The organism is Kurthia gibsonii (genome assembly GCF_006539985.1).
Classification (GTDB): Bacteria; Bacillota; Bacilli; order Bacillales_A; family Planococcaceae; genus Kurthia; species Kurthia gibsonii.
In genome coordinates, this window is the sequence record NZ_BJOB01000003.1 from 74394 (window position 1) to 87297 (window position 12904).

Consider the following 12904-nt stretch of genomic DNA (forward strand, 5'->3'; position numbering starts at 1 on the left):
GACAAAATTCGTAATTCTTGTGAACGACGAGGAGAATCCATATCTTTTTTTATAAAAAAGGATTAAGATGAAAGGGACTATGTATGTTCAAGGGAGGTTACATAATGACAGATACAGCTCCAGCTTTAAAAAGTAAAAAAGTTGCTTGGGTTTTATGGTTATTTTTAGGTTTATTTTTCGGTGCACATCGCATTTATTTAAATCGTATGGGTAGTGGTTTAGCAATTATGTCACTTGGCTTCTTTACATTTATTTTGTCATTCTTAGCAGTTGGTTTATACGTATTCATAATTCTAGGAATTGTTTGGATTATCGAAGGTATTCGTTTAAATAAATTAGTTGATCTTGAGAATGCATTTATTTTAAATGGTGGCTATGATCAAGAGGATTAGTCAAAAATCATTTTTCTTTTGCGTATAAGACGTAATGGAAAAATGATTTTTTATTTGACAAAAGAAAGAGATTCGATAGAAGATAAAGTCAACGAATAAAGTCGGCTTAAAGGGTGAGGTAGTATGGAAACATTCAAACTAGATGAACAGACAATCATTGAACGTGTTGTATTAAAAGTAAAAGACTTAACGCGTCAAATTGCATTTTATGAACGAGTAGTAGGATTAAAATGTATTAAGCGCACACAAGAAGAAGCGTTTTTAGGAATTGACAATCATATTTTAATCGAGATGCGAAAAGTAGCTGAAAAAGAACAACCATCAAAAGGAACAGGGCTCTTTCACTTTGCTTTACTCTTACCAAGTAGAGAAGCTTTCGCCACTAAATTGTTTCATATACTACAAAATAAAGAAGCGATTGATAGTCCCGAGGAACAAGTGAAATTTTTGCCGTATTTTGACAAAATAATACCAATCTCACGTTTAGATAGTGCCAGTGATCATGGTTATAATGAATCTTTTTATATCCATGATTTAGAAGGGAATGGAATTGAAATTTATGCAGATCGTCCGCAAATACAGTGGGGCAATCATGAAAGAGGCGTGAATCACCCTTTAAATTTTAAAGAGCTTGCACCATTAGCAGATTTTACAACAGATGGTGAATTACCTTTAGGCACAGTAATTGGGCATGTCCACTTGCGATTAGATCGTATGGAAGAATGTGTTGATTTTTACACAGATATTTTAGGTTTTGAGTTGAAGGAATTAGAGGAACATGTCTTTTTCGTATCATCAAGTGATTACCATCATCAATTAGCAGGGAATATTTGGTCGGGTTCAGATATTACACACCCGGTAGCTATGCATACAGGACTTCATCATATTGTGTTGGCATTACCAACAGAAGAGGCACTTCAAAAGGCAAAAGACCATATAAAACAATTTATTTTAATGCAAGAAGCAACAAATGGATTTTTTGTAAAAGATCCAAGTGGGAACGTTATTTTGTTAAAAGTGAAAGAAATTATGTAGTAGATTTACTTTTTATATTCATAACTAAAGGACTAGAATTTCCATAATCATAGAATAAAGGTGATTTCAATACTTTTTATGAGATGAAAGGATAAAAAGTTATTAATTAGGATTTATGGGGTAACGTATGTAGGAAGGTAAAATGAGGGGGAGGTGAAATAGCCACTAGGCGAGAAAAATAATCGCTTGTACCGTTTAAATTTTTTACAGTGATAAATCATTTGAAAATGGCAGTGCATATTTTTCATAGTTGATCTATTTAGGTTGATAGATCGCCATCGCTATAAAGTGGAATAGGTTAATAATGGTTTAATGATGTGACCATATTTATAAAATGATTTTTTGTATTGGATACATGAATTTCTTTCCGTTATAGATAGTGGAAAAAGAAGCGTATGTAAACAATCGACATGTAATTCTACATCTAATTATACTCATTCATGGGCGAACATGAATGAGTATTTTTTTAAGGAGCGTGAAGGATTCGTCGCAACAGGTCGACAGGATCTCTATTCAGATTTAGATGTTACGCTGTTTACAACACATCTACCTAACTAGCTGGAACAATCATCGTGGTTAGATTCTTTTGGATCACGTATTATTATGCAAACACCTGAACCAATTCAGTTAGAAAATGATTTTGTGTTATATCCTTTTTTAATGTTATTTGAAGATGGGAGCCGTATCGATTTAAAGATGGCATCCGTATATGCATTTGAAGCGTACTTGAATTGGGAGTCTACTGTTCAAATTGTCATGGATTTAGATCATCGTCTACAAGTTCAACCCATTCCGAATGAACAGAGTTTTATTATTCAAAAACCATCAGAGCAAGATTTTTTTGAATGTACGAATGAATTTTTCTGGGTAGCTACATATGTAGCAAAGGGAATATTGCGTCATCAATTTATGTATGCAGCGAAACACCTTGAAATTATACGAGAAGAACTTTTACGTATGATAGCTTGGTCGATTAGTGAACTACATTTAGAGCGTGTCAATTTAGGCAATGCTTATAAATATTTACATGAATATATGGATGAACAGGATTTTGAAGAATTACGAACGACGTATGCAATAGGCAGTAGTACAGCACAAAAAGATGCTCTCCAAACGATGATTACCTTATTTGAACGCTATGCAAAACCATTAGCAGAATCTTATAATTATAACTACTCAGAAGAATGTGAAGCCACGAAGCAATACATCTTAAATATTCTTGAACAAAGAGGTATTGGTATGAAATCAAAATAATGAAGCAAAAAGCCTGAGACGATTTTGTCTCAGGCTTTTTTCAGATTTAAGTATTTGCTTGTAATTGCATCACAAGTGCTTCATCTGGTGTTACAAATACTGTTTTTTGTTCAAAGTAAATAACAAAACCAGGTTTTGCACCACTTGGCTTTTTCACTTGTTTTACCTCTGTATAGTCAACGGGTACAGACGAAGATTCACGCGCCTTACTGAAATATGCAGCGAGTGTTGCTGCTTCTAAAATCGTTTGTTCATCCGGATCATCTGAGTGAATGACTACATGTGAACCAGGAATATCTTTCGTATGTAACCATGTTTCCCATTTACGTGCAATTTTAAAGGTTAAATAATCATTTTGTTTATTATTTTTCCCAACCGAAATCGGCACACCTGTAGAAGATACATATTTTTCTGGTGTTGGTTTCACTGGTTTTTTACGACGTTTCGATTTTTTTAAGCGCATATATCCTTGTTCTGCTAATTCCTCGCGAATTTCTTCAATATCAGCAGGAGACGCTTGTTGAACTTGTTGTGCAAGCAATTCGAAGTATTCAATATCTGCTGTCGCAATTTGAATTTGTTCTTCCACTTTGACAAGTGCATGCTTAAACTTATTGTATTTTGCATAATAGCTCTGTGCATTTTCAATCGGTGTTTTACGTTCACTCAGTGGAATCGTAATCTTATCACCTGTTTCGCTATAGTAATTTTCAACCGTAACAGACTTCGCACCTTTTTCGAATTGATAAAGGTTTGCCATTAATAATTCACCAAATAATTGATACTGATCTAAGTTTTGAGCGCGTTTTAAATCTTGATCTAATTTTTTTAGTTTCAGTTTCAATTTATTAATCTCAGCTTGCAACCAGTTTTCTAAATCGCCTGCTTGTTGTTTTACACGATCACGTTCTGCACGTGCAAAGAATACACGATCGAGTAATTCACTCAATGTATTGTAATAGGTTTTTGGTTCTTCAAAGCTATGCAAATCAATTGGTGAGAAAATCACTTTTCTTCCTTGTTCTAAATACGTTGGTTTTGTTCCACCAACTACAAATTCATTCACGAAATCGCGGAAGATGGAAACCGTTGGCACTTGTTGTTCTTGCGCGCGAAATAATAATTCATTCGCGTGAAGGGGCGAAAAACCGATGAATTGTTGCATGATTTCCTTTGCGTCACGAATTTCAGTGAAGAATTCTGCTAGTTGTTCATCTGTTACTGTAACAGGATTCCACTTATCTTGTTTTGGCGGTGCAATATAGATAGAGCCAGGGAGAACCGTACGATAACTATTCATAGCAGGTGGTAAGTGTTTCAAACTATCCACAATTTTTTCAGACGCTGCATCGACCATAATTAAGTTACTATGACGTCCCATAATCTCAGCATAAATATAACGTGTAATCGGATCACCAATCTCGTTTTTACTCAAAATCGTCAATTTTAAAATACGGTCTGCATCGAGTTGTTCGATTGTCTCGATGAAACCACCTTCCACATGTTTACGCAATAAAGAGCAAAACATCGGTGGTTCAGGCGGATTTTCAATTGTTTGTTCCGTCATGTGTACACGTGCATATGTTGGATGAATTGAGAATAATAACTTTTTATTTGCTCCATTTGCACGAATCGTAAAGATGACTTCTTGTGCATTTGGTTGATGCACTTTAGCGATTCTACCTGTAACGAGTTGTTGTAATTCTTTTGTCATTGCGATTGTAAATAAACCATCATAAGCCATAGTCAAATCCTCTTTCGTTCTAGAGTTTGTCAACACTCCATATAGTTAAATCTAGTGTACCACGTATTGCAAACAAATGTTTTTTTAAAGGATTTTAAAAATTAATTTTCAAAAAAGATTGACGATTCCTGACATATACTGTTTAATTATTTTGTTTTGAAAATTTTGAATAGAAAAGGAATGTGATTGATGAAAAGGTTTTTTGGAGTTTTAGCGCTGGGAATGCTTGTTACGTCGTCGTTGGTAGCATGTACAGCAGCCGATAAAAAAGACGAGACTGAACACGACAAGAAAAAAAGTACAGAGGTTGTAACAGAACAACAATTCCTGAGTAAAGTAGATGAAAATTACGCCTATGACTTTGCGAAAGGTCTCGAGCAATTTAAAACGAATGAAAAGTTGGGTTACAGAACTGCAGGCTCAGAAGCAGAGTTACAAACAGGTGAGCATATTGAGAAAGAGATGAAATCACTTGGTTTACAAGAAGTAACAAAAGACGAGATTACTGTAGATTCTTGGACATTTGAAAAAGCAGATTTATCTTTTAAAACAACATCTGGAAAAGAACAGTTAGCTGTTTTAGGTGGCTATCAAACGAACTTTAATACAAATGGTAAAAAGTCGTATGAAGTCGTGTATGCAAATCGCGGAACAGCGGATGATTTAGAGAAGTTGGATGTAAAAGGTAAACTTGTGTTAATAGATATTAATCAACGTGAAGAATGGTGGATTAACTACCCAACATATCAAGCGCATTTAAAAGGTGCGGCAGCGGTTATTGCCGTACAAAATGGTGGATATGGTGAAGTAGATGAATCAGCACTGAATGCACAAGATATTTGTGGTCCAGAAGATGCACCTGCATTTTCAATGTCACAAAAAGATGCAAAAGAATTAAAAAAAGCGTTGAAGAAGAATAACAATAAAATGACGGTTGATTTTGATGCGAAGTCAACGGTGAAAATGAATCAAAAAACATATAACTACTACGGGAAAATCGAAGGAAAGCATAAAGATGAATACATTCTATTATCAGGACATTATGATTCATACTTTGACGGTTTCCAAGATGATAACTCGGCAATTGGTTTAATGTTAGGAATTGCGAAAGCGATGAAAGACAGTGGATATCAACCAGATAAGACCATCATCTTCAATGCATTAGCAGCAGAGGAATGGGGCGTATCGAACTCACGTTACGACTGGTCTACAGGTGCATACAATCAAATTTTCAAAGTGCATCCAGAATGGGCAAAACAAACTTTTGCGAACATTAACTTTGAATTACCTGCATTTGAACATATGGATACGAATGAAATTCGCTCGGTATATGAATTTAAAGATTTCTTAACAGATTTCATTCCAACAGTTCCAGCAATTGATGGAATTTATAAAGATGGTATTCGCATCGTAACACCATTACAAACTTGGTCAGATGACTTCTCATTCTCGATTGCCGGTATTCCAGCAATCCGAAATGACTTCCAAGATAGTCAGTTCATGCATACGCATTATCATTCACAATATGATAATAATGACACGTACAATAAAAAGGTAATGAAATATCATATGAATATGTACGGTACGTTAGCGATGGCGTATGATAAACAAGCTGTGACACCACTTCACTTTACAACACGTCTAGATGAAATGGAAAAAAGCGTGAAAGAAAAAATTTATACGATGAGCGATGTCGACGCTAAAACATTATTGAATGAATTAGCAGAAACGAAAAAAGTGGCGAAAGAACTGAATGCCAAAGTAGATGAAGTGAATGCTTCATATGAAAAAGCTCATGCAGCAGGTGATATGAAAGAAGCTGAGCGTATTTATAAAGAGAATGAACAATTAAATGACGCATTACTTGCAGCATTTAAATCAGCACAAGATGATTTTGTACGTCTTACTTGGGAAGACGAAGTAATTTTCCCACATGAACATGCACAAAATAATATCGAAGCACTTCAACAAGCTAAACAAGCATTAGAAAAAGGGAAGGCTTCAAAAGCATTAGATGAATCATTGTATAAAGTAGATAATAACTGGTATGCATATGATTATGACCGTGAAGTATATGACTACTTTACAAACTATGTAACAGACCAACCAGCAGACCGTTTAAAATGGGGTGCAGGACGCGTGATGGGACATGAAGATTTATATGATGTCATTGCATCATTACAAGCTAAAAAAGATGGTGCCAACTTCGCAAAAGAAATCCAAGCAATTGATGCTGCAATTCAAACGCAACAACAATTGTTAAAGAAAACAAATGAACAAGAAGTAAAAGCAGTACAAGCACTGCGTAAACAATTAGAAGCGATGTAGTATCCACTCTGAATTTCTGTCATGATAAATAACGGAAATTCAGGGTTTCTTTTTTTAGATGCTTAGTTGTTTAAGAATTTTACGTTCCTTCATAAAACTACAAGCAAAATAAAACAGACCTATGCTATAATTAATCTATTATGCAAAGAAGGGTGTGACTGACCTTGGTGCGAAGTATGACTGGATTTGGCAGGGGTGTCACAACGACGGAACATTTTAGATTAACCGTCGAAATTCGCTCGGTGAATCATCGTTTTTTAGAAGTATCGACGAAGTTCCCGAAAGAATGGATGGAAGCAGAAATTCATACAAAAAAGCTCCTATCAACTTTACTATCACGAGGTAAGCTAGATGTTTTAGTGAATTTGAAAAAAGAAGAGCAGCAAGCGCCGAAAATTAATGTCAACATTCCCGTTCTTCTAGCTTATAAAGAAGCGAGAGAACAGGTAAGTCAAGTATTGCCTGTGGAAGCGGAATGGTCGATGCAAGAAATTTTAGGGTTGCAAGATGCTTTTTTAGTAGAATCAGATGAAATCCCCCATGAAACACTTTTACAAGCAGTAAGTGAAGCGGTAACTGAAGCTGCAACAGCGCTTATTCAAATGAGAGAGCGAGAGGGTCAGGAATTATATGAAGCATTACAAGGCTTCAAACAAGAACTGATGCAAGAGATTGAACAGATTCGCAGCGTATCTTCTCAAGCAGTTGAAAAATATCGCGAAAAACTCCTGCAAAGACTACAAGATATCACTTCTGCCGAAGAAGTGGAGAACCGTATTTTAACGGAAGTTGCAGTGTTTGCAGAAAGAGTCGATATTGCGGAAGAACTCGATCGATTGTCGAGTCATTTTGAGCAACTCGATGAAACATTACGAGACAATCAACCAATTGGGCGTAAATTAGAGTTTCTCTTACAAGAAATACATCGTGAAATTAATACGATTGGTTCTAAAAATCAATCGTCTGTCGCATCAATTGCAGTAGTTCAAGCAAAATCGGTACTTGAAAAAATGAGAGAACAGGTTCAAAATATTGAATAATTGTTTTTTTAGTAGTATCATTAATTATTTGTAACGATGAAGGAGACAAAATGAGAAAAGAACGTGGATTATTGATTGTTTTATCAGGTCCTTCGGGTGTCGGAAAAGGCACTGTACGAAAGGAACTATTTTCGCAGCCAGATACGAATTATGAGTATTCAATTTCGATGACAACACGCAAACCGCGCGAAGGCGAAGTGGACGGTGTTGATTACTTCTTTAAAGAAAAAGAAGATTTCGAAGCATTAATTGAGCAAGGTAAGTTACTTGAGTATGCTCAATATGTAGGGAATTATTATGGAACACCGATTGACTATGTCAACCAAACACTTGATGCAGGACGCGACGTATTTTTAGAAATTGAAGTACAGGGTGCTACACAAATTCGTGAAAAAGTTCCAGATGGTCTATTTATTTTCTTAGCGCCTCCAAGTTTATCTGAACTGCAAAACCGTTTAGTCGGTCGTGGAACGGAGACGGAGGAAGTTATTGCAAACCGTATTGAAGCGGCAAATAAAGAGCTTGAAATGATGAACTTATATGATTATGTCGTTGAAAACGATGAAGTTACATTAGCTTGTGACCGTATTAATTCAATTGTCGTTGCGGAGCATTGTCGCCGCGAACGCGTAGAAAAACAATATTTAGCAATGTTGAAGGGAGAATAATCTACATGTTATATCCATCAGTAGATGTATTAAAAACAAAAATTGATTCAAAATATTCTTTAGTAAGTTTAGCTGCAAAGCGTGCACGCGCAATGCAAGAAGGTAAAGAAGAGCGTCTATCTTCTTATAAATCAGTGAAAAACGTAGGGAAAGCTCTTGAAGAAGTAGCTGCTGGCGTTTTAACGAAAGAAAAACAAGACGAGTCAGCTATTTACGAAGACGAAGTATAATTTTCTTCCCAAAGCTTCCAGAGAGATTTATTCTTTGGGAGCTTCTTTTTTAGGATAGATTGTGCATAGAGGAGAGATAAGCATATGTTAACGAATAAAAAGATTTTGCTCTGTGTAACAGGTGGTATTGCTGTTTATAAAGCAGTCGCACTTGTTAGTAAACTGACGCAAGCTGGAGCAGAAGTGAAAGTCATCATGTCAGAATCCGCAATGGAATTTGTACAACCACTTAGTTTTCAAGTCATGAGTAAAAATGATGTTTTTTATGATACATTTGACGAAAAAGACTCATCTGTCATTGCACATATTGATTTAGCAGATTGGCCTGATTTAGTGTTGGTTGCACCAGCAACGGCGAACATGATTGGGAAGTTAGCAAATGGTATTGCGGACCAAATGATTACGACGACATTACTAGCAACAACTGCACCTGTATGGATTGCACCAGCGATGAATGTTCACATGTATGATCATCCAGCTGTACTACGTAATATCGACCGTTTAGCACAAGATGGCTATTCATTTATTGAACCATCTGAAGGATATCTTGCATGTGGTTATATTGGAAAAGGACGCTTAGAAGAGCCTGAAAAAATTACAGCACTTGTGTCAAAATTTTTCGAACCAAAAGAACAGCCACTAAAAGGTAAAAAAGTTGTCGTAACAGCAGGACCAACACGTGAACGAATTGACCCTGTGCGCTACTTAACGAATTTTTCATCAGGTAAGATGGGCTATGCAATGGCGACAGCAGCGCGTGATTTAGGAGCAGAAGTAACGCTTGTTTCAGGGCCTGTAGATTTATCTGAACCAACAGGTATGACCGTTGTTCAAGTGGAGAGTGCAGAAGATATGCTACAAGCGGTATTATCTGTCTATGAACAAAGTGATTTAGCGATTAAAACAGCTGCAGTGGCAGACTATCGTCCGAAAAATGCGATGAATCAAAAGATGAAGAAGCAAGAAGGCGACTCGGTCATTGAGCTTGAGCGAACAACCGATATTTTAAAAACATTAGGCGAGAAAAAGACGCATCAATTATTGATTGGTTTTGCGGCTGAAACGAATGATGTCCTTCACTATGCACAAGGTAAACTACAAAAGAAAAATGCAGACTATATCGTAGCGAATGATGTATCACAAACTGACCGCGGTTTTGGAACAGATGAAAATACGGTGACACTTGTTGGACATGGTGGTTATGTAAAAAGCTTCCCGTCTCTTCAAAAAGAAGCATTAGCAAAACAACTCCTCTTGCATATTTTAGAACGAGAAGGTCAGATGAAATGATTGCACAAGTCATTGTCGATGTTGCGGCGTATCCAGTCGACCGACCATTTGATTATGAAGTGCCAAAACAGATGGAATCATTAATTGAGCCAGGTAGTCGTGTGAAAGTACCTTTTGGGCATCGCGATGTACTTGGCTTTGTCATTTCTGTAACAGAGGAGACAGAGATCGCATCGAATAAGGTGAAGTCGATTTCCACATTACTTGATTTAGAACCTGTTTTAACAGAGGAAATGTTAGAGATGGCGAAGTGGATGACAAAGCAGACACTTTGCTATGAAATTGACGCACTACAAGCGATGCTACCATCTGCACTGAGAGCGAAATATGAAAAACAAGTGGAATGTTTAGTAGAAGTATCCATGCTACCATCGTCTTTACAAGCTCATTTTGCGAAGAAGATGCGTGTTCCGTATAAGTTGTTTGAAACGGAAGCACTCTTACTTGAATTGAAAAAAGCAGTGAAGTCTAAACAAGTACAAATTGTGACAGTTGTGAAGCAACAAGGGCGTATTAAATCAATTCGCAAGTTTGAAGTACATGCAAATCTTACTTTTTTACAGCAAAAACATGAGGAACTTTCTAATCGCGCACGCAAGCAAAAGCAAGCCATTGAATGGTGTATGGAACATGTGGGTGAGCGTTTTTTACCACAATATCTAGCAGATGAAATTTTTATATCCGCTTCTGTTCAAAGAGCACTTGTGGAACTAGGGGTTGGAAAGTTTGTTGAAGAAGAGCTATACCGAGACCCTTTTACGCAGGAGATTACACCTTCTTATGCTTTGCAACTTACGGATGAGCAGCAAGTGGCGCTCGATGTAATTACAGAGAAAATGAATGAACAGCAACCAGAGACCTTCTTATTACATGGCATTACAGGTAGTGGGAAGACAGAAGTCTACTTGCGTGCGATTCAACATGCATTAGATCAAGGAAAAGAAGCGGTTGTGCTCGTACCTGAAATTTCACTTACACCGATGATGACAGAACGATTTCGCGCGCGTTTTGGTGAACTTGTGGCAGTCATGCACAGTGGTTTATCACAAGGCGAAAAATACGATGAATGGCGAAAAATGCAACGTGGTGAAGTGAAAGTAGTAGTAGGGGCTCGTTCTGCAATTTTTGCACCGTTTACGAATATCGGTTTACTTATACTCGATGAAGAACATGAAACAACATATAAACAAGAAGATACGCCGAGATATCATGCACGCGATGTAGCCATTTGGCGTGGTATGCATTATCAATGTCCTGTTATTTTAGGAAGTGCAACACCTGCATTAGAGAGCTTTGCACGCGCGCAAAAAGGTGTATATCATCTATTAACATTAAAACAACGTGCAAAAACACAAGCATTACCGACTGTACAGGTCATAGATATGCGTGAAGAATTGCATACAGGGAATCGCTCGATGTTCTCAAGAGCATTAGCAGATGCCATTCGAGAACGATTAGAGAAAAAGGAACAAATTGTTTTATTCTTAAATCGACGTGGATTTTCTTCATTCGTCTTATGTCGTGATTGTGGTACAGTTGTTCAATGTAACAATTGCGATATCTCCATGACATATCACCGCAGTAGTGAAAAGTTAAAATGTCATTATTGTGGAGATGAAAAGCCTGTTCCGACCGAATGTCCAGAATGTCAAAGTGAACATATTCGCTTCTTTGGAACGGGTACACAGAAGATTGAAAGTGAGATTTATAAAGTTTTTCCAGAGGCACGCGTTATTCGAATGGATGTGGATACGACACGTCAAAAAGGTGCGCATGAACGTTTGTTGAATGATTTTGGTGAAGGGAAGGCAGATATCTTACTTGGTACGCAGATGATTGCAAAAGGTTTGGATTTTCCGCGTATTACATTAGTCGGTGTTATGAGTGCAGATACATCACTTCGCTTACCAGATTTCAGAGCAGCAGAAAAAACGTATCAATTACTCACACAAGTAAGTGGACGAGCAGGTCGACATGAATTGCAAGGTGAGGTGATCATTCAATCGTATGAACCAGAACACTATGCGATTGAATTAGCAAAAGAGCAAATTTTTGAACCTTTTTACGAACAAGAGATGCGTATTCGACGTCGTTTTTCATATCCACCATATTATTATGTTGTCTTAATTCAGGTGAGCCATGAAGATGTTATGCTCGCAGCAGAATATGCTTCCTTAGTACATGAATATATTGGGCAGCATCTATCGAACCAAGTACAAATTATTGGACCAACCGCTGCTTCCATTAGCAGAATCCAAAATAGATATCGTTATCAATGTTTGATAAAATATAAAAGAGAACCACAATTACATGATGTATTAAAACAATTAATTAAGATATACCGTACAGATTGGATGAAAAAGGGTGTTCTAATGACCGTCGATTTAGACCCGACATCCATCTAGCAGTAGAAAAGAGGAAACAATGGCTATTTTACCGATTATTAAAAATCCAGCAGATGTTTTAACAACACCTGCAAAAGAAGTAACACAATTTGATGAAAAATTGGCGACGCTTTTAGATAATATGTATGAAACAATGGTTGATTCAGATGGCGTAGGAATTGCCGCACCACAAGTGAATGAAGGCATTAAAGCAGCTGTACTTGAGATTGGGGAAGAACGTGAGATTTTAGAAATCGTCAACCCTGAAATTATCGAATACTCAGTTGATACAAATGTTGATGTAGAAGGATGCCTAAGCTTCCCAGGATTATTTGGCGAAGTAGAACGTTCAAATGGTATTCGTGTAGAAGCGCAAGATCGTAATGGTAATCTATTTGAAATCGAAGCATATGACTATGACGCACGCGTTTTACAACATGAGATTGATCATTTAAACGGTGTACTATTCGACTCGAAAATTACACGTATTTTGACAAAAGAAGAACTAGAAGCACTTTATGAAGAGGAGGAAGAATAAG

General features: G+C 36.8%; 11 protein-coding genes. 10 read left to right on the plus strand and 1 reads right to left on the minus strand.

From position 1 onward, the window contains the following. Positions 1 to 104: 104 nt before the first annotated feature. The 3 genes from KGI01_RS01685 (at position 105) to KGI01_RS01695 (ending at position 2681) form a co-directional block, all read left to right on the plus strand. Positions 105 to 392 carry a TM2 domain-containing protein gene (locus KGI01_RS01685; protein ID WP_068455031.1) on the plus strand — a complete coding sequence of 96 codons (288 nt, stop codon included), beginning with the start codon at positions 105 to 107 and terminating at the stop codon, positions 390 to 392. 123 nt (positions 393 to 515) lie between these two features. Next, complete coding sequence (locus tag KGI01_RS01690; RefSeq protein WP_141272738.1) at positions 516 to 1427, plus strand: VOC family protein; 912 nt, start codon at positions 516 to 518, stop codon at positions 1425 to 1427. 558 nt (positions 1428 to 1985) lie between these two features. Next, complete coding sequence (locus KGI01_RS01695) at positions 1986 to 2681, plus strand: aminoglycoside 6-adenylyltransferase (RefSeq protein ID WP_255314705.1); 696 nt, start codon at positions 1986 to 1988, stop codon at positions 2679 to 2681. 46 nt (positions 2682 to 2727) lie between these two features. Here the strand turns inward: KGI01_RS01695 and KGI01_RS01700 are convergent, their stop codons facing one another. Then, on the minus strand, positions 2728 to 4425 hold the full coding sequence (locus KGI01_RS01700; RefSeq protein ID WP_141272742.1) for an Rqc2 family fibronectin-binding protein: 1698 nt from the start codon (positions 4423 to 4425) through the stop codon (positions 2728 to 2730). Positions 4426 to 4614: 189 nt separating this feature from the next. Here KGI01_RS01700 and KGI01_RS01705 point away from each other — a divergent pair, with 189 nt between their 5' ends. The 7 genes from KGI01_RS01705 (at position 4615) to def (ending at position 12903) form a co-directional block, all read left to right on the plus strand. Beyond that, entirely contained in the window at positions 4615 to 6753 is a 2139-nt protein-coding gene (locus tag KGI01_RS01705) for a M28 family peptidase (protein WP_218026234.1), read from the plus strand. Between the two features lie 176 nt (positions 6754 to 6929). Continuing rightward, positions 6930 to 7793 (plus strand): YicC/YloC family endoribonuclease, encoded by an 864-nt coding sequence (locus tag KGI01_RS01710; RefSeq protein WP_307723173.1) that lies wholly within the window; start codon positions 6930 to 6932, stop codon positions 7791 to 7793. A gap of 50 nt (positions 7794 to 7843) precedes the next feature. Then, entirely contained in the window at positions 7844 to 8461 is a 618-nt protein-coding gene (gmk, locus tag KGI01_RS01715) for a guanylate kinase (RefSeq protein WP_068455018.1), read from the plus strand. A gap of 5 nt (positions 8462 to 8466) precedes the next feature. Then, a complete protein-coding gene (gene rpoZ / locus KGI01_RS01720; protein WP_068455013.1) occupies positions 8467 to 8691 on the plus strand; it encodes a DNA-directed RNA polymerase subunit omega in 225 nt (74 codons plus the stop codon). Between the two features lie 84 nt (positions 8692 to 8775). Next, positions 8776 to 9981, plus strand: a complete 1206-nt coding sequence (gene coaBC, locus KGI01_RS01725) for a bifunctional phosphopantothenoylcysteine decarboxylase/phosphopantothenate--cysteine ligase CoaBC (protein WP_141272746.1) — start codon at positions 8776 to 8778, stop codon at positions 9979 to 9981. Further along, positions 9978 to 12386, plus strand: coding sequence for a primosomal protein N' (gene priA, locus KGI01_RS01730; RefSeq protein ID WP_141272748.1), 2409 nt, complete (start codon positions 9978 to 9980; stop codon positions 12384 to 12386). The genes coaBC and priA overlap by 4 nt, the downstream gene beginning before the upstream one ends. 19 nt (positions 12387 to 12405) lie before the next feature. Then, entirely contained in the window at positions 12406 to 12903 is a 498-nt protein-coding gene (def, locus tag KGI01_RS01735; RefSeq protein WP_141272750.1) for a peptide deformylase, read from the plus strand. Position 12904: the final 1 nt, after the last annotated feature.

Coding starts and splice junctions, on each gene's coding strand:
- gmk (WP_068455018.1), top strand. CDS start 7,844: ATGAGAAAAGAACGTGGATTATTGATTGTTTTATCAGGTCCTTCGGGT.
- KGI01_RS01710 (WP_307723173.1), top strand. CDS start 6,930: ATGACTGGATTTGGCAGGGGTGTCACAACGACGGAACATTTTAGATTA.
- KGI01_RS01700 (WP_141272742.1), bottom strand. CDS start 4,425: ATGGCTTATGATGGTTTATTTACAATCGCAATGACAAAAGAATTACAA.
- KGI01_RS01690 (WP_141272738.1), top strand. CDS start 516: ATGGAAACATTCAAACTAGATGAACAGACAATCATTGAACGTGTTGTA.
- coaBC (WP_141272746.1), top strand. CDS start 8,776: ATGTTAACGAATAAAAAGATTTTGCTCTGTGTAACAGGTGGTATTGCT.
- KGI01_RS01705 (WP_218026234.1), top strand. CDS start 4,615: ATGAAAAGGTTTTTTGGAGTTTTAGCGCTGGGAATGCTTGTTACGTCG.
- def (WP_141272750.1), top strand. CDS start 12,406: ATGGCTATTTTACCGATTATTAAAAATCCAGCAGATGTTTTAACAACA.
- KGI01_RS01685 (WP_068455031.1), top strand. CDS start 105: ATGACAGATACAGCTCCAGCTTTAAAAAGTAAAAAAGTTGCTTGGGTT.
- priA (WP_141272748.1), top strand. CDS start 9,978: ATGATTGCACAAGTCATTGTCGATGTTGCGGCGTATCCAGTCGACCGA.
- rpoZ (WP_068455013.1), top strand. CDS start 8,467: ATGTTATATCCATCAGTAGATGTATTAAAAACAAAAATTGATTCAAAA.